The organism is Thioalkalivibrio sp. ALE22 (assembly GCF_000381445.1).
In the GTDB taxonomy this organism is placed as follows: domain Bacteria; phylum Pseudomonadota; class Gammaproteobacteria; order Ectothiorhodospirales; family Ectothiorhodospiraceae; genus Thioalkalivibrio.
In genome coordinates, this window is record NZ_KB906502.1 from 159,775 (window position 1) to 186,499 (window position 26,725).

General features: G+C 69.1%; 23 protein-coding genes. 8 read left to right on the top strand and 15 right to left on the bottom strand.

Annotation, left to right across the window (positions count from 1 at the left end):
* Position 1: 1 nt before the first annotated feature.
* Genes arsC through F793_RS0105565 form a run of 3 tightly spaced genes read left to right on the top strand, consistent with a single transcriptional unit; the run spans position 2 to position 1,319 of the window.
* Positions 2-358, top strand: a complete 357-nt coding sequence (gene arsC / locus F793_RS0105555) for an arsenate reductase (glutaredoxin) (protein WP_018867457.1) — start codon at positions 2-4, stop codon at positions 356-358.
* A complete protein-coding gene (gene wrbA / locus F793_RS0105560) occupies positions 355-966 on the top strand; it encodes an NAD(P)H:quinone oxidoreductase (RefSeq protein WP_018867458.1) in 612 nt (203 codons plus the stop codon). The genes arsC and wrbA overlap by 4 nt, the downstream gene beginning before the upstream one ends.
* Positions 963-1,319 (top strand): DUF2069 domain-containing protein, encoded by a 357-nt coding sequence (locus tag F793_RS0105565; RefSeq protein ID WP_018867459.1) that lies wholly within the window; start codon positions 963-965, stop codon positions 1,317-1,319. The genes wrbA and F793_RS0105565 overlap by 4 nt, the downstream gene beginning before the upstream one ends.
* A 283-nt stretch (positions 1,320-1,602) precedes the next feature.
* On the opposite strand, the gene hda is transcribed toward F793_RS0105565, so the two are convergent.
* Genes hda through F793_RS0105585 form a run of 4 tightly spaced genes read right to left on the bottom strand, consistent with a single transcriptional unit; the run spans position 1,603 to position 5,091 of the window.
* Complete coding sequence (hda, locus tag F793_RS0105570) at positions 1,603-2,337, bottom strand: DnaA regulatory inactivator Hda (protein ID WP_018881806.1); 735 nt, start codon at positions 2,335-2,337, stop codon at positions 1,603-1,605.
* Positions 2,334-3,452 carry an AI-2E family transporter gene (locus tag F793_RS0105575; protein ID WP_018881337.1) on the bottom strand — a complete coding sequence of 373 codons (1,119 nt, stop codon included), beginning with the start codon at positions 3,450-3,452 and terminating at the stop codon, positions 2,334-2,336. Before F793_RS0105575 ends, hda begins: the two co-directional genes overlap by 4 nt.
* Complete coding sequence (locus F793_RS0105580) at positions 3,449-4,039, bottom strand: CDP-alcohol phosphatidyltransferase family protein (RefSeq protein WP_018867462.1); 591 nt, start codon at positions 4,037-4,039, stop codon at positions 3,449-3,451. Before F793_RS0105580 ends, F793_RS0105575 begins: the two co-directional genes overlap by 4 nt.
* Positions 4,040-4,059: 20 nt before the next feature.
* Positions 4,060-5,091 carry a DUF2066 domain-containing protein gene (locus F793_RS0105585; RefSeq protein ID WP_018881807.1) on the bottom strand — a complete coding sequence of 344 codons (1,032 nt, stop codon included), beginning with the start codon at positions 5,089-5,091 and terminating at the stop codon, positions 4,060-4,062.
* Between the two features lie 221 nt (positions 5,092-5,312).
* On the opposite strand from F793_RS0105585, the gene purM reads away from it, so the two are divergent.
* The 5 genes from purM to F793_RS0105610 all read left to right on the top strand — a co-directional run bounded on the left by purM (position 5,313) and on the right by F793_RS0105610 (position 10,740).
* The gene (gene purM, locus F793_RS0105590; protein ID WP_018877143.1) at positions 5,313-6,371 is read left to right on the top strand and encodes a phosphoribosylformylglycinamidine cyclo-ligase; all 1,059 of its coding nucleotides are present in this window, start codon (positions 5,313-5,315) and stop codon (positions 6,369-6,371) included.
* On the top strand, positions 6,368-7,075 hold the full coding sequence (gene purN, locus F793_RS0105595) for a phosphoribosylglycinamide formyltransferase (protein ID WP_018881808.1): 708 nt from the start codon (positions 6,368-6,370) through the stop codon (positions 7,073-7,075). Before purM ends, purN begins: the two co-directional genes overlap by 4 nt.
* 31 nt (positions 7,076-7,106) lie before the next feature.
* Entirely contained in the window at positions 7,107-7,841 is a 735-nt protein-coding gene (locus tag F793_RS0105600; RefSeq protein WP_018867466.1) for a DUF3108 domain-containing protein, read from the top strand.
* Between the two features lie 5 nt (positions 7,842-7,846).
* Entirely contained in the window at positions 7,847-9,253 is a 1,407-nt protein-coding gene (locus tag F793_RS0105605; RefSeq protein WP_018881809.1) for an NAD(P)/FAD-dependent oxidoreductase, read from the top strand.
* Between the two features lie 107 nt (positions 9,254-9,360).
* Positions 9,361-10,740: a hypothetical protein gene (locus F793_RS0105610; RefSeq protein ID WP_018881342.1), complete on the top strand. Its 1,380-nt coding sequence runs from the start codon at positions 9,361-9,363 to the stop codon at positions 10,738-10,740.
* Between the two features lie 49 nt (positions 10,741-10,789).
* Here the strand turns inward: F793_RS0105610 and F793_RS0105615 are convergent, their stop codons facing one another.
* The 11 genes from F793_RS0105615 to F793_RS0105665 form a co-directional block, all read right to left on the bottom strand.
* Positions 10,790-11,773 carry a GGDEF domain-containing protein gene (locus tag F793_RS0105615; RefSeq protein ID WP_018881810.1) on the bottom strand — a complete coding sequence of 328 codons (984 nt, stop codon included), beginning with the start codon at positions 11,771-11,773 and terminating at the stop codon, positions 10,790-10,792.
* Positions 11,774-11,820: 47 nt separating this feature from the next.
* Positions 11,821-12,285: a DsrE family protein gene (locus tag F793_RS0105620; RefSeq protein ID WP_018867469.1), complete on the bottom strand. Its 465-nt coding sequence runs from the start codon at positions 12,283-12,285 to the stop codon at positions 11,821-11,823.
* Positions 12,286-12,329: 44 nt separating this feature from the next.
* Positions 12,330-14,690 carry a bifunctional diguanylate cyclase/phosphodiesterase gene (locus tag F793_RS0105625; RefSeq protein WP_196799883.1) on the bottom strand — a complete coding sequence of 787 codons (2,361 nt, stop codon included), beginning with the start codon at positions 14,688-14,690 and terminating at the stop codon, positions 12,330-12,332.
* Between the two features lie 67 nt (positions 14,691-14,757).
* Positions 14,758-15,186, bottom strand: coding sequence for a rhodanese-like domain-containing protein (locus tag F793_RS0105630; protein WP_018867471.1), 429 nt, complete (start codon positions 15,184-15,186; stop codon positions 14,758-14,760).
* A gap of 232 nt (positions 15,187-15,418) precedes the next feature.
* Complete coding sequence (locus F793_RS0105635; protein WP_018140642.1) at positions 15,419-15,622, bottom strand: cold-shock protein; 204 nt, start codon at positions 15,620-15,622, stop codon at positions 15,419-15,421.
* A 367-nt stretch (positions 15,623-15,989) separates the two neighbouring features.
* Complete coding sequence (locus tag F793_RS0105640; RefSeq protein WP_018881812.1) at positions 15,990-17,906, bottom strand: M48 family metalloprotease; 1,917 nt, start codon at positions 17,904-17,906, stop codon at positions 15,990-15,992.
* A gap of 474 nt (positions 17,907-18,380) precedes the next feature.
* Positions 18,381-19,769, bottom strand: a complete 1,389-nt coding sequence (gene pmbA / locus F793_RS0105645) for a metalloprotease PmbA (RefSeq protein ID WP_026280823.1) — start codon at positions 19,767-19,769, stop codon at positions 18,381-18,383.
* A gap of 108 nt (positions 19,770-19,877) precedes the next feature.
* On the bottom strand, positions 19,878-20,141 hold the full coding sequence (locus F793_RS0105650; RefSeq protein WP_018867474.1) for a hypothetical protein: 264 nt from the start codon (positions 20,139-20,141) through the stop codon (positions 19,878-19,880).
* A gap of 51 nt (positions 20,142-20,192) precedes the next feature.
* Entirely contained in the window at positions 20,193-21,635 is a 1,443-nt protein-coding gene (gene tldD / locus F793_RS0105655) for a metalloprotease TldD (RefSeq protein ID WP_018867475.1), read from the bottom strand.
* A gap of 134 nt (positions 21,636-21,769) precedes the next feature.
* Positions 21,770-22,600, bottom strand: coding sequence for a carbon-nitrogen hydrolase family protein (locus tag F793_RS0105660; protein WP_018867476.1), 831 nt, complete (start codon positions 22,598-22,600; stop codon positions 21,770-21,772).
* A gap of 55 nt (positions 22,601-22,655) precedes the next feature.
* A complete protein-coding gene (locus tag F793_RS0105665; protein WP_038036963.1) occupies positions 22,656-26,582 on the bottom strand; it encodes a YhdP family protein in 3,927 nt (1,308 codons plus the stop codon).
* Positions 26,583-26,725 lie beyond the last annotated feature (143 nt).

Genomic DNA, 26,725 nt, shown 5'->3' on the forward strand with positions numbered 1-26,725 from the left:
CATGTCCGATGCCCCTACGCTGTACCACAACCCGCGCTGCAGCAAGTCGCGCGCGACCCTGGCACTGCTGCGCGAGCAGGGCGTGGAGCCGCAGATTGTCGAATATCTGAAGACGCCGCCGGATGCCGCCACCCTGCGCGCCATCGTCGACCGGCTGGGCATCGCCCCGCGCGATCTCCTGCGCACCGGCGAGGCGGAGTACCGCGAACTGGGCCTGAAGGATGCCGAGCTGGACGACGAGGCGCTGATCCAGACCATGGTGCAGCACCCGAAACTGATCGAACGCCCGATCCTGGTCATGGGTGACCGCGCCCGCATCGGGCGTCCGCCCGAGCAGGTGCTGGAGATCCTGTCATGAGCGCGGCCCCCGAGGTCCTGGTGCTGTACTACAGCCGCTACGGCGCGACCGCCGAGCTGGCCCGTCACGTCGCCAGCGGCGTGGAGCGGGCCGGCGCCGTCGCCCGCGTGCGCACCGTGCCGCCGGTGAGCACCAACATCACCGGCGAGGCGCCGGCGGTTCCCGCCGACGGCCCGCCCTACGCGGAGACCCGCGACCTGGAGGAATGCGCCGGGCTGGTCATGGGCTCGCCCACGCGCTTCGGCAACATGGCCGCGCCGCTGAAGCACTTCCTCGACGGCACCAGCGGCCTGTGGGCCAGCGGCGGCCTGGTCGATCGCCCGTTCGGGCTGTTCACCAGCACCGCCACCCAGCACGGCGGGCAGGAAACCACCCTGCTGACCATGGCCCTGCCCCTGATCCACCAGGGGATGCTCTGGGTCGGCGTGCCCTACACCGTGCCGGAACTGAGCACCACGACCTCCGGGGGCTCGCCCTACGGCGCCAGCCATGTCGCCGGTGGCCAGGGCGAGCACCCGGTGACCCGCGAGGAGCAGCGCATCGCCACGGCCCTGGGCGAGCGGGTCGGGCGGATCACGCGCCGCCTGCAAAACGGGGAATCGGCATGATCCTCGCGGCGCGCGCGCTGGCGCTGGTCGCCTATCTGGCCCTGATCGGCCTGATCCTGGTCTGGACCACCTGGATCGACCGGCCGGAGATCGTGCCGGTCTCTTTGGCGCTGGTGATCCTGGTCCTGCCGCTGCTGTTCCCGCTGCGCGGGATGCTGCACGGGCGCCGCTACACCCACGCCTGGTCCAGCCTGCTGGCGCTGGCCTACGTGACCTTGGGGATCACGCTGGCCGCGGCGGCCGATGCGCGCCTGTACGGGCTGCTGATGACCGCCGCCAGCCTCGCCTGGTTCGCCGGCTGCCTGCTCTACGTCAAACTCGACGCCCGCCGCGCTCGCAAGCTTACTTCCTGATATTCACCACGAAGCGCACGAAGACACGAAGAAGGTCAAAACCCGTTCACAGGAAGACGGGAAGGCTGGAAGAGGGCATTTTGTTTACAGGAGGTTGCGGGAAAGTCCTTTCCGGTGCGCAATGTACCCACGCTTCGGCCGGAGCGAGGCGCCCAGCCAGCATCCCCGGGCCGAGGACCGCCTCCCGGTACGCCCCATCCAGAATCTTCCGTCCTTCCCGTCTTCCTGTTAAACGCCCTTGACCTGGCCCTTCTTCGTGCCTTCGTGTGCTTCGTGGTGAAGATCAGGAACGCGCGAGCTGGTCGCGGACGAAGGGGATGGTCAGACGCCGCTGTTCGGCCAGGGCGGCCAGGTCCAGGCGGTCCAGCAGGGCCAGCAGGGCCACCAGATCACGGCGGTAGTGGCGCAGCAGGTAGTCGGCCACCGCCTCCGGCAGCTCCAGCCCGCGCAGTGCGGCGCGCTGGGCGAGGATGCGCTTGAGGTCGTCTTCCTCCGGTGCCTGCATCCGGAACACCGGCCCCCACGCCAGGCGCGAGGTCAGGTCCGGCAGGCGGCTGCCCAGCCCGTCCGGCGCATGGGTCGCCGCCAGCAGCACCCGGCAGCCACTGTCGCGCAGGCGGTTGAGCAGCCCGAACAGGGCTTCGTCCCAGTCGCCCTGCCCGACCACCTCGTCGAGATCGTCCAGCGCCACCAGGCGGGCGCGCTCCAGGCCGTCCAGCACCGCCAGCGGCGGGGCGGATGCGACCTCGCCCAGCGGCAGGTAGGCCACCGGCTCGCCACGTTCATGGCCCTGATGACAGGCCGCCTGCAGCAGGTGGGTCTTGCCGACGCCGGACGGCCCGTGCAGCAGGATCTGTGGCTCGCTCATGCCGACCCCGACGGCCAGCGCCTCGACGGCATCCCGGGCGAGCGGATTGCCGCCGGGATAGAAGCCGGCAAAGCGCGACGTATCCCGCAGGCGCAGGTCCAGCGGCAGCTGGCGCTGCGGGGCAGCCTCGCGACCCTGGCCGGCACTCATTCCCCGGGACCTCCCGGCTCCGAGGGCGCTTCCCCGGCATTCAGGCGCCGGTAGTGCACCAGCAGGTGGCGCACGCCGACAGCCAGCACCGCCGCCACCGGCAGCGCCAGCAGCACGCCGAAAAAGCCGAACAGCTGTCCGCCGGCCAGCACGGCAAAGATCACCGCGACCGGATGCAGCCCGGTGCGGTCGCCCACCAGCCAGGGCGTCAGCACCATGGACTCCAGCACCTGGGCCACGGCGAAGATCACCAGCACGATCAGCAGCAGGGTCCAGCCGTCGCCCTGCACCAGCGCGGCGGCGCTGGCGAGCAGCACCCCGACGATCACGCCAACATAGGGGATAAAGCTGACCAGCCCGGCGATCAGGCCAATCGCCAGCCCCATCTCGACCCCGGCCACGGTCAGGGTGACCGCATAGAACAGGCCCAGCGCCAGCATCACCAGCATCTGTCCGCGCAGAAAGGCCCCCAGCGTTTCGTCCGACTCCGCGGCGAAGGTCATCACCGCCGAACGCCAGGCCCGCGGCAGCAGGTCGCGCAATCCGTCCAGCAGGCGCGGCCAGTCGCGCAGCAGATAGAAACTCACCACCGGGATGAGCACCAGGTTCAATACCCCCAGCACCAGCGCGCCGGTGGAGCTGCCGATCCACTGCAGTACACCCCCGGCCAGCCCGCCGGCCTCGCGCCAGTGCTCGGTGACCAGCCCCTGCAGCGCACCGGCGTCCAGCGGCGGCAGGCCGTCCCCGGCCAGTTCCTCCAGCCACGGCCGCACCTGCGCATCGAACCAGCCGAGGATCTGCGGCAGCGCCAGCGTGAGTCGTTCGAACTGGGCGATCGCCAGCGGGATCAGGATCAGGATCAGCGCGGCCAGCCCGAGCATCACCAGCAGGAAGATGACCACCGTGGCCAGGGTGCGCGAACGCCCGGTGCGCACCGCCAGACGTGTCACCAGCGGATTGAACAGATAACCGATCAGCAGCGCCACGACGAAGGGGGTAAGGATTGGCGCGAGCAGGTACAGCGCCCCGCCCAGTACCAGCAATCCGACCAGGGCGGCCAGGGTCGCGGCCGAGACCGGGCCGACGCGCTCGCGCAACTCGATCCCCGTGCTCATGACGCCCTCCCGTTCGCCGCGTCCGACCCGCCCTGGCCGCGCAGGTAACGCCACGCATACAGGCCCCACTGCACGGTATAGGCCAGACCGCTGGCCAGGGTCGTGAAGGCCACGACAATAATCAGCAGCTGCACCCAGATCGGGTCCAGTGCCAGCAGACCGACCTTCACGATGGCCACCAGCACCAGCGCGATCTGCAGGAAGGTGTTCACCTTGCTGATCAGCAACGGCCGAATGGCCAGGGGCCCGACAAACACCCGGTACAACGCGGAGCCAAGGGTCAGCCAGACATCCCGCCCCACCACCAGCAACAGCAGCCAGAGGGGCAGCAGTCCGGACAGGGTCACGGCCACATAGATCCCCAGCATCAGCAGCTTGTCCGCCGCCGGATCCAGCCAGGCACCCAGCGGCGTATGCCAGCCGTAACGCCGGACCAGCCAGCCGTCCAGGGCGTCACTCAGTCCGGCGATTGCCAGCAGCACCACCGCCACCAGGTAGTGCTCCAGCGCCAGCAGCACGACAATCGGCGGGATCAGCAGGATCCGGCCGATCGTGACGGCATTGGGGATCTGGTGGCGGGGCAGCATCCGGTTCGCCGTGACAGCAATCAGCGCCGATCAAGCCAGGCATCGGCCTCGGGTGCCGCATCCGGCGCCTCGGCCCGGGCAAAGCCGGAGCCGCGCAGCAGGTCGACCAGGTCATCGCGATCAAGGCCGGTGCGCACCTGCAGCACCACGCTGTCGCCGGCCAGCGCATCCAGACGCGCCGCCTCCACCGCCTGCAGCCGCGCCAATTCCGCGCGCAGGCGCTCGAAGGCCGCAAAGCCCTGGATCCCGGCAAACCCCAGGCGCAGCCATTCCGGCTCGGCCGCGACCCGTGCCAGGGGCTCGGCCACCCGGTCCAGCGCCCGCGCCACCGCCTCGCGGGCCGCCACTGCGGGGCTGTCCCCACTGGCGGAACTGCGGTATTCACGGGTGTCGTGCACCGCGACCACCCGCGCCTCGGCCCCGCTCGCGGTCTCGCGCACGTGCAGCAGCAGAACCCCGTCGGCCTCGTATCGGCGCGCGGCCGCAACCAGCGGCTCGCTCACACCGCCCACGATATCGGAGGGCTGGGCGGACCGGCGATCCTCCAGATCGCCGAGCGGGAACAGCAACGGCATGTCCCGGGCCTCGGCCAGCTCGTCCAGCGCCGCGAGGATCCCCGGGCCGTCCACCGCATCCCCGAGCAGGTCACGCTGCCCGCCGGCATCATGTACGGCCCATACCAGCAGCGCCGGACGCTCGCCCAGCAAGGCCGGCACACCCGCGTCTCGCAACGCGGTGCGCAGACGAAACGGGTCGAACTCCAGGCGGTAGCGGTCCTCTTCGAGCTGTTGCCGCCGCTCCAGCGCCGCGATCCAGCCCTCGTCGTCGCGGCCTTCGAGCAGTTCACCCGCCAGATCCAGCACCGGGCCCGAACGCAGCCCCGCCAGCCTTACCAGCGCCTGTTCCAGCCCCTGCTCCAGGGCCCGGGCCTCGTCCTCGGCGGTGACCGTCACCACCAGCGCGTCATCGGCGGCCCCGGCCGGGGTCAGCACCAGGAAAAGGAGGCCCAGCAGGAAGGCCAGGCGGGAATGCGCTCGAGGATGCAGGGGCATGGTCATGATCGGTTGTTCGACAGGCGCCACAAAATACCACAGGCATGCGCCCCGGCATCGCCGGAGAAGGCTCGCCAGCGCCGCCCGTTCGCACCCGCCTTCTTCGCCGCGAAACGCTTCCCGGCTTTGCACCCCCGCACCCGGCTCGCTACCATGCCGGGTTCTGCGAGACCGCCGCAGCGCGCGGCCTCCACCCGCGCTCATTCAACATCGGGGAACCCATGTCCGAATCCCGTTCAGGCCTGACCTACCGAGAGGCCGGTGTCGACATCGAGGCCGGCGCCGAGCTGGTCGAACGTATCAAGCCGCATGCGGCGCGCACCCGACGCCCCGGCGTGATGGCCGGCCTGGGTGGCTTCGGGGCCCTGTTCGAACTGCCTATGGATCGCTACCGGCAGCCGGTCCTGGTATCCGGCACGGACGGCGTCGGTACCAAGCTGCGCCTGGCGCAGGAGACCGGCCGGCATGACCGCATCGGCATCGACCTGGTCGCGATGTGCGTCAACGACATCGTCGTCCAGGGGGCCGAACCGCTGTTCTTCCTTGATTACTACGCCACCGGCCACCTGGATGTGGACATCGCGGCGGACGTGGTGACCGGCATCGCCGAGGGCTGCGAACAGGCGGGCTGCGCCCTGATCGGTGGCGAGACTGCCGAGATGCCCGGGATGTACCAGGGCGAGGACTACGACGTGGCCGGCTTCGCAGTCGGCATCGCCGAGAAGGACGCCCTGATCGACGGCAGCCGGGTCGCCGCCGGGGATGTCGTCCTCGGCCTGGAGGCCAGCGGCCCCCATTCCAATGGCTACTCCCTGATCCGGCGCGTGCTGGAGCATGCCGGCACGCGCCTCGACGCACCGCTGCCGGGCGCCGACGGCATCACGCTGGGCGAGGCCCTGATGGCCCCCACCCGGATCTACGTGCGCCCGTTGCTGGAACTGCTGGAGCAGTTCCCGGTGCACGCCATGGCCCACATCACCGGCGGCGGCCTGACCGAGAACCTCCCGCGCGTGCTGCCCGACACCCTGGGCGCACGCATCGACCCCGACAGCTGGGCGCGGCCGCCGGTGTTCGACTGGCTGCAGCAGGCCGGCGACATCGCCGACGAGGAGATGCTGCGCACCTTCAACTGCGGCATCGGCATGACCGTCATCCTCCCCGAGGACCGGGTTGAGGCCGCCAGCACACAGCTCGCGCGGGCCGGCATCCGCAGCTGGCCGATCGGCGTGATCCGCGAACGCGACGAGTACCAACCCGGCGTCACCTACGCCGCCGCATGAGCGGACCCATCGGGCAATCGGACACGACTCCGCGGCGCCTGGTCGTCCTGATCTCCGGGCGCGGCAGTAACCTCGGCGCCCTGATCGAGGCCTGCGAACAGGGCCGCATCCCCGCGCGGGTGGTCGGGGTCATCAGCAACCGGCCGGATGCCGGCGGGCTCGCGCTGGCCGAACAGCACGGCATCCCGCGGCGTGTCCTGAATCATCGCGACTACCCCTCGCGCGAGGCCTTCGACGCCGACCTGGCCACCGCCATCGAGGACTATGCCCCGGACCTGGTCATCCTGGCCGGCTTCATGCGCATCCTGACCCCCGGTTTTGTGGACCGATTCACCGGCCGCATGCTGAACATTCATCCCTCGCTGCTGCCCAAGTATCGCGGCCTGGATACCCACGCCCGCGCCCTGGCCGATGGCGAGACCGAGCACGGCGCCAGCGTCCACTTTGTCACCCCGGAGCTGGACGGCGGACCGGTGATCATGCAGGCACGCGTGCCAGTGGCGCCCGACGATACGCCCGACACCCTGGCCACCCGCGTGCAGCGGGCCGAACACCGACTGTACCCCGAGGTCGTCCGGCGCGTGTGTTCAGGCGAAATTCAGTGGTGCGGGCGGATCCTGCAAGACGACGGCAGGCCGCTTGAGGCACCGCTGCAACTCGACGAGGACACCCATGAACGTTCAGGCCCCGACGACCGGCGCTAGCCGCGCGATGACCCGGCGTGCTGTTTCCATAATGCTGGCCCTGGTGCTGGCCCTGCTGGCCACCCCGGCAGCCGCGGACCGCGACCTGCGCCCGATCCCGCCCTACACCGCCAGCTACGAGGCCAGCGCCATGGGCAATACGCTCAAGGCGCGCATCACCCTCAACCACGAGGATGTGCAGACCCGCATGGCGATGGATGCCCACGTCTCCGGCTTCCTGCGCATCCTCGGCCGCTTCGAGCTGAGCCGCGAGGCCCTGATGAACAGCCGCAACGGCGACCTCCAGCTGGTGCAGTCGCGCAGCCAGCAGATCACCCCGCGCCGCGAGCGCAAGGTCGAGACGCGTTTCGACTGGGAGAGCAACCGCGCGATCGGCACCATCAATAGCGAGCGCTTCGATCTCGAGGTCCCGGAACAGACCCTGGACTTCCTCGGCTCGCTGTACCTGATGATGCAGCGCCTGGAGACCGGCGAACTGGCCGCCGCGGGGGACCGCGAGACCATCCAGGCGCTGGAACGCGACCGCCTGCGCGAATACGAGTTCGAGGTCGTCGGACGCGAGACCATGGACTCCCCGATCGGCCGCGTGGAGACCATCCGCATCGACCGCCGCAGCAAGGACAGCGACGTTGCGCTGTCCGCCTGGTTTGCGCGCGAGCTGCGCCACGTCCCGGTGCGTTTCGACTACGAGGCCGACGGCCGCGTGTTCGAGCTGAACCTCACGCAGCTGGAATGGCACGACCCGATCATTGACCTGACCGAGTAGACACCATGAGCGAGACCTTTGACCTGGCCATCATCGGCAGTGGCCCCGGGGGCTATCGTGCCGCCGTTCTGGGCGCCCTGCGCGGACTGAGCGTCGTCATCATCGAGAAGGGCGACTGGGGTGGCTGCTGCCTCAACCGCGGCTGCGTACCCAAGAAGGACTGGTACCACACCGCCCGCACCGTCGCCGCGCAGCGCCACTTCGAGGGCCGCGGCATCAGCGGCAGCCTCACGGCCGACATGGATCGCGCCTGGGACCACCAGAAGGACGTGGTCACCGAGGTGCGCAACTCCTACCTCGGCTACATGAAGCACCTGAAGATCCAGTACCGCCACGGCACTGCGAGCTTCCGCGACGCCGAGACCCTGGAGGTCGTCACCGACGACGGCACCGAGACCGTCAGCGCCCGCCACACCATCATCGCCACCGGCGCCACCGCCGCCGTTCCGGCCCCGTTCACGGCCGAACCCGGGCGCGTACTGACCACCGACATGCTGTTCGACGACAAACCGCCGGCGGGCGCGCGCGTCGCGATCATCGGCTCCGGCGTTGTCGCCACCGAGTTCGCCTGGATCTTCCATCATCTCGGCAAGCAGGTGACCTGGCTGTCGCGCTCCAAGCCACTGTCCACCCAGAAGTTCAGCCCGCAGGCACTGGGCACGCTGAAGGAACAGCTGGCCGCGGACGGCATCGAGCCGGTGCGGGTCAAGGGCTACGAAAGCGTCGAGACCTCGGATGACGGCGTCACCATCACCGACAGCGAAGGCAACAGCTTCGAGGTCGACTGGGTCCTGCTCGGAACCGGACGCACCCCGCACACCGAGGGCCTGAACCTCGACGCCATCGGGGTGAAGACCGACGCCCGCGGCTTCGTGAAGCGCCGCCCCACGCTGCAGACCGATGTCGACACTATCTACGCCATCGGCGATGTCGCGAGCGAGTGGCAGACCGCGAACCACGCCCTGGCGGACGCCACCATCGCGGTGGAGAACATTCAGAACGGCAACACTCGGGAGCAGGACGAGCGCTTCGTGCCGATCGCGATCTACTCCGCGGTGGAAATGGCGCGCCTTGGCATGGACGAGGACGACGCCGAGGACGAGGAACTGGAACCGGCGGTCGGCTTCGCCGCCTTCGAGACCTCGCCGCGCGCGCTGGGCCAGGACGAGCCGGAGGGCTTCGTCCGCCTGATTGGCGACATGGACACCGGCGCCCTGCTGGGCGGCGAGGTCATCGGCAGTGATGCCGGCGAGCTGATCCACATCCTGTCCCTGGCCCCCGACCGCGCCACCGCGCTCGCCTGGATCGCCCAGGGCCAGTGGAACCACCCGACCCGCGCCGAGGAGTTCCTCAACGCCACCGAGACCCTCGCCTCCAAGTGGAACCTCAAGTCCGAGATCTTCGGCCTCTGACCGGACCTATTCGTCCTCGCACGCAGTGGGTTGCGAGGGCGGTTCGCCTCGCATTCCCGCTTCGGAGAAGCTAGCTTCTTGGGTTCACATCAAGACAAGGACGCCACATGGTCGCGAAACCCGACTACGTCGAGGGCGGCGAAACTGCTCGCCTGATCCCGGTCGCCGCAGACTCCAATCGCGAGGTACGCGCTGCATCTGTCGTTCTTGCCGCAATGCGTGGCGTCTTCGAATTCAGACAGACAATGCTCCACTCGCTCAATGTGCGGGTGGGCAATCGCGCCGATCTGGGCGCCTGGACCGAAGTAACATTCAAGGAGGAACGCAAGGGAAAGCAACGGAGAAGCAAAAATGATCGGCCCGATGGGCTGATCGTGCTGGACACTGGGCGCAAGAAATGGACTGCCCTGATAGAGGCGAAGATCGGCAACGCCGAAATCGGCGAAGAGCAATTAACCGCCTATCTCGAACAGGCCAGGGCACATAAGATCGATGCGGTAATCACCATAACCAATCAGTTTGTGGCCGAGCCTTCCCATCACCCCGTCAAACTCCCGAAGACCCAGACACGCAACATCGAGCTCTACCACTGGTCGTGGATGTACCTGTTGACCCAAGCCACACTTCTACTGGAGGGCAACGAGGTCGGGTCGTCCGACCAGCACTTCCTGCTTGAGGAAGTGGTCCGCTACCTCGGGCATGAGTCCAGCGGCATCAGCCGCTTCGACAGCATGAACCGTGAGTGGAAGGAGGTCGTCTCCAAAGTCAAAAGTGGTGCCACACTCAATAAGAACAGCGAAGAGGTCGAGAACACCGTCTCCAGCTGGCATCAGGAACAGCGCGACCTGAGCCTGGTAATGAGTCGGAAACTTTCACAACCGGTTCGGCTGCGTCTTTCCCGCGCGCATCGCACCGACCCAAAGAAACGTCTCAAAGACGATTCAGAGATACTTGCCAGCAAGCACATCCTGGAGTGCGAACTCGAAATCCCGAACGCAGCGGCAGAACTGCGTGTCACGGCCGACTTGGCCAAACGTGTGATTGTCTGTTGCATGAAAGTCGGGGCCCCGCAAGACAAGAAACGCACCAGTGCGCGCGTCAACTGGCTCCGCCGTCAGCTCACTGGTATCGATACCACGGGACTATTCGTGAAGGCCATCCGGCCCGGCCGCGCCGAATCCACTCAAGCGCCTTTGGCCGACGTCCTGGAAGACGCCGATGCGCTGGAACCAGGCAACACGGATGTCGTACCGACTGCCTTTGAAATCTTCTACATGTCCGACCTGGCGTCACGATTCTCTGGCAGCAAAGTCTTCATCGAAGAATTGGAGCGAGCCGTCCCCCACTTCTACGAACAGGCTGGGCAACGTCTCCGCGCCTGGGTTCCTCCACCACCAAAAATCAAAAGAGGGGACCCAGCGTCTGCTCTGTCTTCTGAAGAAAGCGCACCAGAAAACGACGAAGGGCATGACAACGCAGCATCTTAAGAACCCAATCCCCGGGTCGTAACCAACCACAGTCGCGAGGTGAGTGGCTTTACTCCGCCTTGCGGGCGCGCTTGGCCGCGAGGACCTCGGCGTCGGCGCGTTGTACGAGCATCTCGAGCTGCGTATCGGCGGCCTCGAAACCGGCGCCCCCCAGGCTCAGGGCCACGCCCGCGTCCTCCTGCACCTGAGTACGCAGGCGCTCGCCCATCTGGCGCGCGGCCGCGAGGGGCGTATCGGGGAGGAGCAGCACGAACTCATCCCCGCCATAGCGGGCAAACAGGTCATTCGCGCGCAGGGTCGTCTGCACGCTCGCCGCTACCTTTCTCAACACGGCGTCGCCCGCCGCGTGACCGTCCTGGTCGTTGATGCTCTTGAAGCCGTCGAGGTCGAACATGAGCAGGGACAAGGCGCCACCATGCCGTCGCGCGCGTTCCATCTCGCGCTCGGCCCCCGCCTGGAAATGCCGGCGGTTGCCCACCCCCGTAAGGGTATCGCTCGAGGCGAGCGCCTCCAGTTGCCGGTTCGCCTCCTGGAGCTGCTGGTTCACCGCGTTCAGGGCCCGTGTGCGCTCGTCGACCACGGCCTCGAGGTCGCGGTTGTAGCGCTCCAGGCTCGCGCGCGCCAGCCGCAGCTCGGTGACATTCTGGGAGACCCCGAACAGGTGCGTGATGGTCCCGTTCGGGTCGTGTACGGGCACCAGCAGGGTCAGCCAGTGCCCCTCGCGTTCCTGGCCACGGGCATCGTGAAAGGTTGCGTGTTCCTCGTAGCGCAGAGGGGCATCCTGGCGCAGACACTCGCGGTAGTGCGCCACCACCTCCTCCGCGACCGACCAGGGCAGGAAGTCGTGCAGGCGCTTGCCGCTGCAGTCCTGCCCAAACAGTTCCGTCATCTTCGGGTTGGCCGCCTCGACCAGGAAGTCCGGCCCCTCGACCCGGATCAGGAACATGTTCTCCGGGAAGTGCTCCCAGATCTCCACCAGCAGGCCCGCCTGCTCGATGGCTTCCAGAAATCCCGGTTGCTGGCGGTCCGTCATGCGTTCGATCCCTCTGGGTCCGGGTTGCGTGCCCGGCAGCCCCGGGCTCAGCGCATGTAACCGTAGCCGTCCTGTTGCTGCAAGCGCACGATCTCGGCATCGGCCATCGGGACCACGCTGGCGAAGCCGTGGAAGTCCTCCGGTCCATAGCCACGGCGGGCGGCGCCGGCCTGGCAGATTCGGTACTCGATGACGCCATTCAGCGTGAGCCCGCGGGCGCGGGTCATCAGGGTTTCATGTTCGGCAAAGTGTTCACGCGCGAACAGGTCCAGTGCGTCCCCGTGGATGACCAGCACGATGTGACTGTCGAACGGATCGTCACCCGTCATGCGGCTCAGGTAGGCGGCGTGATCCAGCACGTCCTCCAGGGCCTCCGGGGTACCGGCCGTCACATCATAGACGGCCTTCAGGCCCGCATAGTCCTGCTCCACCGGCGCGGCGCTTCCCCAGGGTGCCGGGGTCTCCTCCGCGTGAACCAGGGCGGCCGGAACGGCCAGGAGCCCAATCCACAATCCGGCAAGCACCCGCGACCGCCACCTGCCCTGCCGTATCCGAATCATTCCTGCTCTCCTTGGGTATCAATCGTCCCGTGATCGGCGGCGTCCGTTCCGGCCGCAACCAGTGCCTCGAAATCGGCCACCGGCATCGCGTGGTGGTACAGATAGCCCTGGAAACGATGGCAGCCGTGGCGCACCAGGAAGTCCCGCTGGGCCTCGTTCTCGACCCCCTCCGCGATCAGGCTGAGCCCCATGTTGTGGGCAATGGCGGCGATGGTCGCGACGATATTGGCGTCATCGGCGTCGTGTTCGATGTCCTGGACAAAGGAACGGTCGATCTTCAGCACGTCCAGCGGCAGGCGCTTGAGGTAGCCAAGGGACGAGTAGCCGGTCCCGAAGTCGTCCAGCGCCAGGGCGACGCCCCGGGCCCGCAGGGCCTCCAGGTTGGCAATCAGGGGCTGCGAGGCATCCGCCATCACGCTCTCGGTAACCTCGATATGCAGCCGCTGCGCGGCGGCCCCGGTCTCGTCCAGGATGGTGGTCACCTCCTCCATGAGCCGGGGCTGGCGCAAATGATGCGGGGACAGGTTCACCGAGATCGGCAGCCTGTCCAGAACCGGGCGCCCCTGCCAGGCCCGCAGGGTGTGGCAGGCCTGCTGCAGCGCCAGGCGCCCAACCTCGAGGATCTGGCCGGTGTGTTCGGCCACGGGGATGAATTCACCGGGCGAGATCCAGCTGCCATCGGGCTGCGGCCAGCGCATCAGGGCCTCCGCCCCGAGGATCCGCCCCTCCGGGTCGACCTGGGGCTGCAGGTGGATCACCAGTTCCTCGCCCTGCAGGGCCCGGCGCAGCTTGCGCTCGAGTTCCGCCTCGCGCAGCAGCGTGCGCTGCATGGCGGGATCATAGAAGCGCACCCCGTTGCGCCCCTGCTGCTTGGCCTGGTACATCGCGAAATCGGCCTGCTTGAGCAGCTCCTCCGGGGTGTCAAAGCCACGCGGGAACAGCGTGATGCCGATGCTCCCGGACATCACGTGCTCGATATCGTCGATGCGAACCGGCTCGCGCATGGCCTTCAGCAACTCGCCCGCGATGCGCTGGGCGTCCGCGCCGGCCTGCGAGCGATCCGGGCTCAGCTCCTCCAGCAGAGCCACGAATTCGTCCCCGCCCAGGCGGGCCACGATATCCTGATCGCGCAGGCGCGCGGTAAACCGCTGCGCGAGGGCCTGCAGCAGGCGGTCGCCGGCGGAATGGCCGCAGGTGTCGTTGAGCGTCTTGAAGTTGTCCAGGTCGATCAGCAGCAGTGCCGCGTGGCGCCGGGTGCGATTGACCGTGTGGATGGCGTGCTCCAGGTGCTCCAGCAGCAGCCGCCGGTTCGGCAGGTCGGTGAGGGCATCACGAAAGGCAAGCCGGGCATTCTCTTCCTCGATCTCCACGATATGCCCCAGGCGGCCGGCCATGGTCCGGGTCACCTCCTGCAGGCGGGCGATCTCGGCCACGCGCGAGTCGGCTTGCAGATCGGTCTCGAAGTCCCCGTGACCGATCCGGTCCAGCGTATCCATGGCCCGCCGCATCGGGCGCAGGGTGCGCCCCAGCCACAGGTACAGCCCGCCGGCAATCAGCACGAGCATCCCGAAGGCGGCGACGTAGGTCGTGGCATTGATCAGGTTCTGGGTCGCCACCGATTCGGTCAGATCCCGCGCCAGGACCACCGTGGCCGTCGCCTCTTCGCCACCAAACGGGACCAGCGGCAGGTAGACCAGCTGGGAATGCCGGCCATCTGCGTCAACGCGGCTGGCCGCCGCCTGCTGGTGCAGTCGCTCGCCCGGCGCGAGCGCCATCAGGAACGGCGCGGTCAGCGCCAGCGGCCCGCGCTCGTCCAGCAGCGCGGCGCGTCCCCCGCTGGCTTCGGCCATGGACTCGAGCGCGGAGGTCGACAGGTCGCGCAACTGCACGACTGCACCGATCGGATTGCCCCCTCGATAGACCGGGATCGCCAGCCCGGCATAGACCCGCTCCCCGGGTACATGATGCAGCCCCTCGTGGAAGCGCCCGTCCTCCAGCGCCGCGCGCGCCAGCGGGACGCGTTCGCCGTGGTTGTCCGCGGAGTCGTAGCGCACGCCCCCCTGGGCATCGACGACCACGATCCGGTCCGCGATACCCCCGGCGCGCAGCCGGTTGTACAGGGGGTCGGCATAGGTCCGGATGCCGGCATCGTCGCGCAGCGCTCCGATCAGCGCCTCGTTGCGGGTCACGGCCGTCGCCTCGGCGCGCATCCGCTGCCATTCGTTCGCCAGCGTCTGGCGCCAGGCGGCCGACTGGCCCTCCACGCCCAGCCGGTCCAGGCGCTGCTCGGCCTGCCCCACGGCGAGATGAGTGCCCGTGGCCAGAGTCGCGGCCAGCACCAGGAGCCCGGCGAACATGACCCCGGCCAGGATCGTCTGGAGCCGGATTCGCCGGCCGGTGGGTGCGCCTGCGGACACCACCCGATTATTCAAACGGATACCCCGAGCGAATCCACTCCGGGAAGCCGCCGGGGAAGTAGTAGAGGTTGGTAAAGCCCCATTCCAGGGCGCGGCGGGTCGCCGCCTCGGTGCGCCAGCAGTCCCGCTCGTTGCAGTACATCACCACCGGCGCGTCGACATCGCCGATGAAGTCCAGCAGGTTCTCGCGGGTAAAGCGATTCCGCTCGTCGTCCCGGTCCCGCATGATGGTCAGATTGCGCGCCTCGGGCACCCGCCCCGCCTCGTAGTCCGCACGCAACCGGGTGTCGACAAACGGCACCCCCGCGCGGAACAGCGCCCAGGCCTCGGCGGCCTCGATGGTCTGACTCCCCGGGATCATCTCCGGCGCGCGGTAGGGCCCCTGGGCCGCCGCCTGCTGCGCGAATAACAGCAGGCACAGGACCACCAGCCCCACCCGGACGAGCGATCCGCGGCGGGGCCGGAAAAGGGCCTGGTGAAATACAGCATTCATGCGCGAACGGTAGCACGGTCCGCGTCCCGAACCACGCGAAAATGCGGCCGTTTCGGGGCAGATCCGTGCAGGCACGGCCCGCATCAGCCCTCCCCCGCGCACCCGGCTCCACACGAAAAAGCCCCGCACAAGGCGGGGCTCTTCAACAACCTGGCGCTTGCGCGCCGGGGTTGTCTTACTGCGCTTCGACGTTCGCGGCAGCCGGACCCTTCTGGCCCTGCTCGACGTCGAACGAGACGCTCTGGCCTTCGGCCAGGGACTTGAAGCCACTACCCTGGATGGCGCTGTGATGGACGAACACGTCCTTGGAGCCATCGGTCGGGGTAATAAAGCCAAAGCCTTTTTCGTCGGAGAACCACTTCACTGTACCTGTAGCCATTTCGGTTACCTCTGTTTTGTACGTACTGGATTGGGATTTCGAGGGGGGAGAGACTGGAGGGCAACCGAACGACGGTGAAGATTGATCGTGATTCTCTGCGGCCCCAACCGGGACCGGAACTGCGAATCTGAACGCCCCTTGCGGGGTGTCGCCTGGTGCTGCATGGAGCCTGTTACCGTTACCTCGCGGCCATTGTCCGCCCAAACCGCGGTGCATTGATAGTGTTTTTTCGGGTTTTCTCGGGCGCCGGCCCGAAACCCCTTTGGGATCCGTGACTTGCCAGCGAATTTATTTTTCGGCTCGCACACGGGCCAGACCGTCCCTGCGGCAACCGAGCGCAAAACCCGCGATTCTGCCGGCATCGCGTTCAGACGCCGCCCTCGCCGGTCGGCTGGGATCCAGCCCAGTCGTCCACGGCCAGCGGCAACGGGACATGCAGCGCGGCCGCCATCACCCGCATCAGTTCGACCTCGGCGGTCACCACCTGCCCGCCATGGCTCGCGGTGGTGACCATGGCCTGGATCAGCTGGTCCTTGTCGCGCATGCGCAGGCCATCCAGTTGCTCCAGCACACGGTCCAGCACACTGGCCCAGGCGCGGGCGCCGGAGGGACCGGTCAGGGCCTCCGGGAGCTCGACCGTCAACGGCAGGGCGCCGGTCAGGACACCCACGCCGGCCGTCAGCGCCGCGCGCGCCGCGGCCGGATCCGCCGCGTGACCGTGATGGGCAAGCACCGCCAGCAGGAAATGCGCGCCCTCCTGATGGTCCGCCAGCGTGGCATGGCGCGGCCGGGACGCGGCGGCCGGGTCCTGAATGTCCCCGAGCTGCCGGTCAAGAAGACGCCCCAGCGCGTATTCGAAGACCGCCACCCGCCCGTCGGCATGGATCAGTCGATCGACCAGGGACCGCAGACGTGCCCTGTCGTCCGCGTCCAGGCGGCGCAGGGCCGGGAATCCGAGCTCCAGCAAGGGCAGGCGCAGATCGTCCCGCAGCTCGGGTTCCGCTGTCTGCAGGCGGCGCACAGCCTCCTGGCGGTCGCCGCCCAGCGCCTCGCCAATCAGCGCCAGCTGCCGTTCGCGCACCTCCGGATCCGGGTTCAGGAGCAGATACAGCACCACCTCGATCGCCCGCCCCTCCGAGCGCGCGGCCCAGGCCAGCGGCCCCGGGATGGCGGCCAGCAGCATCCCCGCCCCCAGGATGTGGGTCAGGGCCGGATGGCCACCCGGGGCGTCCTCCACGGCCTCCGCCCCGGGCAGACGCCCCTCGCGCTCGCGCTGCATGCCGTCCACCGCGCGCTCGCGCGCCCGTTCGCGCACGCGGGCATTGAGCCGTTCGCGCAGGCCCTTGAGCTCCTCCGGATCGAATTGCGGCTGCAGGATGCGTACGCGCTCCAGCAGCGGCGGATGGGTCTCGAAGAGCTGCCCGATCGCGTCGCTGGCAAACAGCATATGGGTGATCTCCTCGGTATTGCCGTTGAGACCGGCATAGCGCGCCGCCACCTTCTTCAGGGCGCCGGCCAGGCCGTCCGGCTCGCGGGTAAACTGCACCGCGTGGGCATCCGCCAGGTATTCGCGCTGGCGCGAGATGCCCGCGCGGATCCAGCGCGCCAGCGCCAACCCCGCATAGCCGACCACGATCAGCGTGACACTGAGCACCCCGACCCCGGTATCCGCGACATCCCCCTTGTGGCGGCGGCGCCGGCGCGCCAGCCCGCCCTGGCCCAGCAGCGCCAGGACCTCGATGCCGTAGAGGATGCCGATCAGGCGCATGTTGAGGCGCATGTCGCCATTGAGGATATGTCCGAACTCGTGCGCGACCACCCCCTTCAGCTCGGCCCGCTCCAGGCTGTCCAGGGCGCCGCGGGTGACCGCGATCACCGCGTCATTCGGGGCAAACCCGGCCGCGAAGGCGTTGATACCCAGGTCCTGTTCCAGCACGTAGACCTCGGGCACCGGCATCCCGGAGGCAATCGCCATCTCCTCGACCACGTTGCGCAGCCGCTGCCACTGGGGGTCGGCGGGGTTGCCCGCGATGCGCACGCCGCCCATCTCCTGCGCGATCAGGCCGCCACCCCCGGCCCGCAGCTGCCAGGCCCGGTACAGGCTCGCGAGCACGATCAGCCCCGCCGTGATCCCCATGGTCCAGGCAATCGCCGCACCGCCGCCGCCCATGAGCCAGACCGCAATGCCCAGCACTCCGACAACCGCCAGCACCGCCAGGGCGAACAGAACCAGCAACCAGCGGGTCCTGCGCTGCACCTGGTCCTGCTGTTCGAAAAAGTTCATGGCTGTCCCTCGCCCGCGCTAGGGAGACACTGATTGAATCGCACGTCCGCGCTCGAGTCACTTTTGCGTGCGTTTAATGCGCGGTGACTGCCGTGCAGTCATTCTGCACAAGGGAGCCGCAACGCCGTGCGCGCGCCCGTTTTCGATCAACAACGGGCGGCCGAGCCCGCTCTTTCAATCACTTGTCGGGTTGGTGCCCCCTGTTCCCCGATCCTGCGTTGCGCCCCAATCCATCAGAAACGGGCGGGTAGAACCACTACCCGCTGCACGACGCGCCTTGTCTCGGAGCGCTTTGTTTCGAAAAACTGGGGGGCACCAACGCGGACGTGCGATTCAATCAGCGTCTCCCTAGGCCGCCGCCTCGCGGGGTCGGGCGGTCACGGCCATGCAGCCACACGACGAGCGTAGCAGCGTGGAGGGTACCGGGGAATGCGCCGCGCACGCCCACTGCCGGGCGCGCGCCGCGAGGGCGGCTCAGTCGCCGGCGACGGTCATCGACTCGATCAGGATGGAGCCGGTGTGGATGTTGCCGCGGCGGTCGACATCGGTGCCCACGGCCGCCATGCGCCGGAACATGTCCTTCAGGTTGCCGGCGATGGTGATCTCCTCCACCGGGTACTGCAGCTCGCCGTTCTCGACCCAGAACCCGGCAGCCCCGCGGGAGTAGTCGCCGGTCACCATGTTCACGCCCTGCCCGATCAGCTCGGTCACCAGGAAGCCGGTACCCATCTCGGACAGCAGGGCGTCAAAGTCCTTGTCCCCCGGGGCCACGGTCACATTGCGCGCGCCACCGGCGTTGCCGGTAGTCTCCAGCCCCAGCCGACGCGCAGCGTAACTGTCCAGGGTATAGCTCTGCAGGACGCCATCGGCGATCAGCGGCCGGTTGCGGGTGCGCACCCCCTCGCCGTCGAAGGGTGCGCTGCCCAGCGCGCGCGGGGTCAGCGGGCGTTCCTCGATCTGCATCCAGGCGGGGAACACGGTCTCGCCCACGGCATTCAACAGGAACGAACTTTCGCGGTACTGGGCCGGCCCGGAGATCGCGCGGGTGAAGCTGCCGATCAGGGTGCGCGCCATCTCCGGCGCGAACAGCACCGGGCAGGTGCGGGTGGAGAGCTTGCGCCCGCCCAGCCGGCGCACGGTGCGCTCGGCCGCCTCGCGCCCGATCGCCTCGGCGGCGGTCAGGTCGCCCGCGTGGCGGGCCACGGTGTAGGCATAGTCGCGCTGCATGCCGGCCGCGTCGCGCGCCACCAGGGCGCAGGACAGCGAGTGCCGGGTGCTGCGATAGCCCCCCATGAAGCCCTGGCTGTCGCCGAGAAAGGCCATGGCGCGCCGCGTACTGACGCTGGCGCCCTCGGAGTTCTCGATCCGGTCGTCGGCCGCGAAGCCCGCGGCCTCGATCGCGCGGGCCAGTTCGGTCGCCTCAGTGGCGCTGCAGCCCCAGGGGTGGTCAAGGTCGAGGTCCTCCCAGTCGCTCGCCTTGAACGCGGGGTCCGGCATCCCGGCATACGGATCCGGCTCGGTGTAGCGGGCGATGCGGCAGGCGGCCTCGACGGTGTCGATCAGGGCCTGGTCGCTGAAGTCCGTGGTGGAGGCCGCCCCCTTGGACTGGCCGAAGTAGACGATCAGCGACAGGCTCTGGTCGCGCTCGTGCTCCAGGCTCTCGATCTCCCCCTTGCGCACACCCAGCTCCAGCCCGACGCTGTGGCTGACCACCGCCTGGGCGTCCGAGGCCCCGCGCCCGCGCGCCGCCTCCAGCGTGCGCTGGACCCGTGCCCGGAGGGATTCCGGCGAATGGGACAGGGCCTGGACCTCGCCGTCCTGGGACAGGGATTCCGGGCTCACGCGTTCGGGAGATGTACTCATGCAGGGTTCCGCTATAAAGGGACGAGTCGGGGATATCCGTCAGGGATACAGAAACAGGGAAGCGGCCCCGGGCCATTCAGCCCGGAACCGCATGCGGTGCCGGGCGATCTAGTCGACCCGGGCGCCGTGCTTGTGGACCGCGCCGGCGTTGCCCCAGCGCTCCAGGTCGTCGACATGCACGCCGACCCAGTACAGCATGCCGACGCTGTCCCGGGTCCAGCCGCCGACCAGATCCTGGCCCTCGCCCAGCTCGACGTGGTGGGCAAACTGCTCGGCCTTGTCACGCGCGCGGAACACATGCCACTGCACGATCTGGTCGTGGCCATGCCCTTCCGGCAGGGAACGTTCCTGTTCGAGGAAATCGAGATTCATCTGTTGCCTCCTTGTCGCCGTTTCGACGCCGATTCTCCGGTCCCGCAGCGCTCACGCCGCCTGGGTACCGCCCACGGTCATGCCATCGATCCGCAGCGTGGGCTGACCCACGCCAACCGGCACGCCCTGGCCCTCCTTGCCGCAGGTCCCGATACCGGAATCGAGCTTCATGTCGTTGCCGATCATCGATACCCGCGTCAGCACATCCGGGCCATTCCCGATCAGGGTCGCACCCTTGACCGGGTACGTCACCTTGCCCTTCTCCACCCGATAGGCCTCGGAGGCGGAGAACACGAACTTGCCGGAGGTGATGTCCACCTGGCCGCCGCCGAAATTGACTGCGTACAGGCCGTCGTCCACCGAGGCCAGGATCTCCTCCGGGTCGGCGTCGCCGCCGAGCATGTAGGTATTGGTCATGCGCGGCATCGGCAGCCGGGCATAGGACTCGCGGCGGCCGTTGCCGGTGGAGCGCGTGCCCATCAGGCGGGCGTTCATCTCGTCCTGCATGTAGCCGCGCAGTACGCCGTCTTCGATGAGCACGGTCTGCTGGGTGGGGTTGCCCTCGTCGTCGACGTTCAGCGAGCCGCGCCGCCCCTCCAGGGTGCCGTCATCGACGATGGTGATGCCCTTCGCCGCGACCTGCTCGCCGACGCGCCCGGAGAACGCCGAGGTGCCCTTGCGGTTGAAGTCGCCCTCCAGCCCGTGGCCGATCGCCTCGTGCAGCAGCACGCCCGGCCAGCCGGGGCCGAGCACCACCTTCATGGTCCCGGCCGGGGCCTCGCGGGCCTCCAGGTTGACCAGCGCCTGGCGCACGGCCTCGCGGGCATAGCCGGCGGCCCGGTCCGACTCGCGGAAGTACTGGTAGCCGAAGCGTCCGCCGCCGCCCGAGGTCCCGGATTCGCGACGCCCTCCCTGTTCGACGATGACCTGCACGTTCAGGCGCACCAGCGGGCGCACGTCGGTCGTCAGCTCGCCGCGGGCGTTGAGCACCAGCACGACCTCGTGCACCCCGGCCAGGGAACACATCACCTGGGTGACGCGCGAATCCTCGGCGCGGGCCACAGCATCCACCTCCTTGAGGAGGTCGATCTTGGTCTGTTCGTCCAGCGAATCCAGCGGGTTGTCGGGGGCGTACAGCGCCGGGCGCGACGGCGACCGCGAGGCCACAGCGATGCGCCCGCTCTGACCGGCGCTCGCGATGCTGCGCGCGGTCTTCGCGGCCTCCAGCATGGCCGGCATCGCGATGTCGTCGGAATAGGCGAACCCGGTCTGCTCGCCACGCACCACGCGGATGCCGACCCCGCGCTCGATATTGAAGCTGGCGGACTTCACGATGCCATCCTCCAGCGACCACCCCTCCTGGCTGGCGAACTGGAAGTAGCAGTCGCCCCCGTCGATGCCGTGACCGAAGGTGGTACCCAGAAGGGTGCTCAGCTCGCTGTCGCCGAGACCGGCGGGGTCGAGCAGGGTCTGTTGCGCAAGACGGTCGATCATGCAGTCCTCTCGGGTTCGGAGATCGACTGCCCCGCCGCACTCGCAGGCGGGGCAGCACTTTTTGGTTCAGTATGGAGCTTGGGGCACCGCCCGCGCTTTCAAGCGCGCCGGCGTTGCGGGTTTATGTCGCCGGATCAGGTGGTCCCGGGGCACGGCAGGCGGCGATGCTCCACGGCCGGGAAGCTGTTGCGGATGCGCGCGGCCTGGGCCCGGTCCAGATCGGCCAGCAGCACGCCCGGGTTGCGCTGGAGCTGGCCGACGATCCGGCCCCACGGATCCACCAGGGCGCTGTGGCCATAGGTTTCGCGGCCGTTCACATGGAACCCGCCCTGAGCCGCCGACAGCATGTAGCACTGGTTCTCGATGGCGCGCGCCCGCAGCAGCACGTCCCAGTGCGCCTGCCCCGTCTGCGCCGTGAAGGCCGCCGGCAGGGCGACCCATTCCGCCCCCTGATCCAGCAGGGCCCGGAACAGCTCGGGGAAGCGCAGGTCGTAGCAGATCGCCAGGCCCATGCGGCCGGCCGGCGTATCCACGACCACCACCTGGTCGCCGCGCTCGAAGACCTTCGATTCGGTATAGGCCTCGCTGCTGTCCGGCAGGCGCACGTCGAACAGGTGGATCTTGTCGTAGCGCGCCACCTGCTGCCCCTGATCGTCGAACACCAGGCAGGCGGACCGCACCCGGTCGCCACCCGCGGTCTGCAGCGGGATGGTCCCGCCGACAATCCACAGCCCGAGGCGCCGGGCCTGCTCGGCGAGAAAGGCCTGCAGCGGACCGGCCCCGTCGGCGACCTCGGCGATGCCGAGGACATCGGTCTCCTGCATGCCCATGAAGGCGAAGTTCTCCGGCAACACCGCCAGACGCGCGCCCTTGTCGGCCGCCTCCTGCAGCAGTCGCTTGGCCTCCAGGAGGTTCGCCTGGGGCTGGGGTCCGGAGGCCATCTGGATGGCCGCTACCTGAGTCATGTTGCTCCGCTTGTCCGTTGCGAGACCGGTCGGGGCGCCACTGCCCGCGCCGGTATCAGTCGTTGTCGGCCCCGTCGGTCTCCGCTGCCGGCTCCACCAGCACGCGTACCTGCGGGTCGTCCCAGGGGCCCGTCACCGCGTACTCGACGCGGGCCGCCTCTTCTATCTGATCCCCGATCCCCAGCACGCGTTCCGCAAGAAGCACCACGACGCCGGTCACGGGGCCGCCCACCAGGGCCCCGACGATCGGAAGCGCGGTGCGCAGGCTCGGCACGACCACGATCTCGTGATCATAGTCACGTGCCACCAGCCCGGTGCGGCCGCTCAGACGCACCTTGGCCGAGGGTCCCTCCAGGCGCAGGTCGGGCACATGCAGGTCCCCGTCGCGCAGCACGGCGTCCGCGGTCAGCTCGCTGAAGGTCAAACCCTCGGTGAACACGTCGCGGAAATCCAGCCGCAACCGCCGCGGCAGTACGTCCAGGCTGACCAGCCCCAGCAGGCGACCCGCCCCCGGCTCGACATCCGCCAGGCGCCCGTCGGACAGCGACAGCTCCACGGACCCTGTCAGCTGCGCCAGGCTCGGGGCGTACAGCGGCCCCGGCCAGACGAGCGACAGCGACCCGTCGCCGGCGCCCCCGACCAGGGCCCGCGACAGCCCCGCCGACCGCAGGGCCGCGCCCCAGTCGTCACCGGACAGGGTCGCATCCAGGCGTGTCTCCGGCAGACCCTCCCCGGACACCCGCCAGATGCCGACGGCGTCGGCGTGGAGATCGCCTTCCGGGGCACGGACCTCCAGGTCCCGGATCACCAGACCGCTGGACTGCGGCTCCAGGCCCAGTTCGATATCCGCGAAACGGTAATCGCCCAGCGCCAGGCTGTCGAGCGTCAGGTCCACCGCCGGCCAGGCCCGCGGATCCTCGAAACTCCCGGCCGTGACGGGCTGCACCTCCGCTTCGGCCTCTTCGCCAGCGCCGGTCCACTCGAGATCGTCCAGAATCAGGTGACGCAGATGCGCCTCCCAGCGATCACGCCCGCCAGCGGCCATCGGGCGCCAGCGGGCCTCGCCGGCCAGCCAGTCGGACGCCACCTCCAGATCCCAACCCGCGTCCCCGCGCCGGCCCAGAAAGCGCAGCCCGGGCAGGTCCCGCCCGCTCCAGCGGATACGGTCGCGGATATCCAGTTCCAGGCGCGTCAGCGCCACGGCCTGCGCCGCCTCCTCGGCATCGTCGCCGGCCGCGCCCAGATCCACCGCACCGCCCCAGGGGGCCTCGCCCAGGGCCTCGAGCCACGGGTCCACCTCCAGCCGTGGCAGGCGGGCACGCACCGACACACCCGCCCCCGGCAGGGCCAGGGCGCTGGCCCGGGGAGCGCCGATCTCCAGCGCCAGGGCCTGCAGGGCAACCCCGCGCGCCGCCGTGCGGGGCTCGGCGCCGCGCACGGCCGGATCCTCGGGGGCGTCAGTCGGGGAGAGACGCAGGTGGGCCCGCAGGACCGAGCCCAGTGTCAGGTGGCCAATGCCCGCGCCGTCATGCCCCAAGGGCAGCGTCAGTTCCAGCGCGCGGGCCTCCTCCGCCGGCTTGCCGATCGGCTCCGGCCAGTCGATCGCCACACCCACCAGATCCGAGGTCAGATCCAGACGCACACCATCCACCGCCTGGCCAAGGCGCAATTGCGCCTCCCACTGCGCCGCACCCTCCAGGTAGGGGGCCAGCTCCGGAAAATCCTCCAGCCAGGGCCCCAGGGGTTGTCTCCCGCGCGCCGTGAGCCGTGCGGTCTCGCCATCCAGGGGCCAGTCCGCCCCCAGGGTGACGGTCTCGTCATGGACACGCGCGGTCACATCCTCCGCCGCGATGCGATCGGCGGTATCGAACCGGACCTGGCCCTCGACGGCCTCCAGCACCGCGGGCCAGCCCGGGACTTCGGCGCGCGTGCCCTGGAGATCCAGCGTGCCGGCGACCCGCGTCTGGTCCATGCGCCCCTCCTGCAACGGCAGGGTCAGGGAGAGCCCCAGCCGGGTCGGGCCCGTCAGGCGCGCCTGATCGCGCAGTTCCGCCGCCTCCTCCAGCAGGTCGGCCTGACGCAGATAAGTCAGCAGATCAGCGGCATCACCATCGGCCGTGCCCTCCAGTTCGAGGACCGCGTTCTCCATATCCTCGATCCCGATCCGGGTGGCATCCACCTCGGTGTCGAGGATGCGACCCCGCGCGTCCTCGGCGCGGAAGCCCGCGTTGTGGAACAGCAGCCGCCCGCTGACGTCCTCGGCCCTGGGCCAGCCCTCCTGGTAGTCGAGGATGCCCGCCTCGACATCCGCCCACAGGTCGAACACCCCCTCGCCGTCGGCAAACGGGAAGTCCTCTCCGCGTCCGCGGTAGGCCATGCCGCCCCCCGTGGAGACCCCGGTCACGATGCTGTCCACCAGCCACTGATAGGTGTTCTCCGGCAGGTGATACAGCGGCAGGTAGCGCGCGGTACGGTCGCCGTTGGCGCGCAGGATATCCATGGCGATATCGACCCGCGGTCCGGCCGCGTGCCCGTCCAGCCGCATCCGCATGCGCCCGCGTACCGCGGCGTCGGCATTCGCGGCATTCAGGCCCTCGCCCGCCAGGTGCCAGTGCCCGGAGTCGTCACGCTCGGCGCGCAGGCGGCCACGGGCGGTGTCCAGCACCACCGGCTCGGCCAGTACCCGCGGCAGATCGATCTCCAGGTCGCGGCTGTCCAGAAGCAGCTCCACGCCGCCGCGACGCCACTGCAGGTAGCCCGCCGCCCCCTGCACCCCGAGCCCATGCCCGGCGGCACGCCAGCCAAGATCCCGCACATCGGCCTCGGCCCAGACCGGCTGCAGCCGGTCCGACTCGCGGCGCGCCTCGAACCGGGCCAGGTCCAGTGTCCCGCGCGGATGGAGGTCGGCGATGCGCTCGGCCAGCTCGGGCGCCGCCTGGCGCAGCAGGGTGAGCAGGGGTGCGTAGGGCTCGACGTCGACATCGCGGGCCGCCAGCTCCACCGCATCCACCACCAGCTCACGGGGCTCGCCCTCCAGGCGGTAGGCCAGGCGCAGGTCCCCGGAACCCGGCCGCGTCCCGCTCCAGGACGACCGGTGCCGACCGTCCCGGACCCGCCAGTCGAATCGATGGCCGATGGCCGGACCGTCCGGTTCCCCGGCCAGGCTAAGAGTCGTCTCGTGATCCCCGCGCAGCCAGGCCATGCGGCCATCGTCGAGCGCACCCCACAGGCGCAGCGTCGCGGTGCCCTCGGGCGCGGGCCAGCCCAGGTAGGCCAGCCACGGCTGCCAGGCGGTCAGGTCCACCGCATCCGCTTCCAGGAAGAAACGCGCATCGCGCAGATCGGCCGCCGGCGCCTGCAACCCGAGCATGAAATGCCCACCCGCATCCGGCGCGTCCAGGGCCCCGTCGAGAAACAGCCGCAGCGAGCCATCGTGCGCCGTGCGCAGGGCCGCCCGGTCCAGCCGCGCGGCGGACTCCAGGCCCGCGCCGCGGTCCTCCCAGATCAGCCGGATCGCCTCCGCCTCGACATCGGGCCACTGCGCCACCGGGATGGTGAGCAAGCGCCCCTCACCCATGCCGATCTCGCGCCCGTGGAGGGAAAACCGGCCATCGGCATGGCGCACCAGGCGCAGATCCACACCGTCGACCCGCACCGCCAGTGCCGGGTGCCGGCTACGCAGGCTGGCCCCGGCACTCAGCGATATCCCGAGGCGCTCGATGGCAACCGGCTCGCCCTCGGGCATCGCCACCCGGACCTCCCGCGCCACCAGCGCCGGGGACCAGCCGGCCCAGCCCAGTTCGATGCCCGCGGCGGAGACCTCGCGCTCCAGTTGCTCGCTGACGGTCGTCTCCACCCAGGCGTGCAGGCCGTCCCAGTGCGGCAACGCCAGGCGCAATGCCAGGATGGCGATCACCAGCGCCAGCACCAGGGCCAGCAGGATCCCCAGGGCCACCCGTACACTTTGTGAACGGATGCTCATTTTTCACCCACCCGATCAAAACGCGGCCTGCCCGGCCGACCGGGACCCCGATCCATGCTGGGTCCGCACGCGTGCTTCACCTTGGTGTCTCTCCCTCCCCGCTGGCGACGATCGCCCGCACCGGGCGAGCATCTAGATTAGGT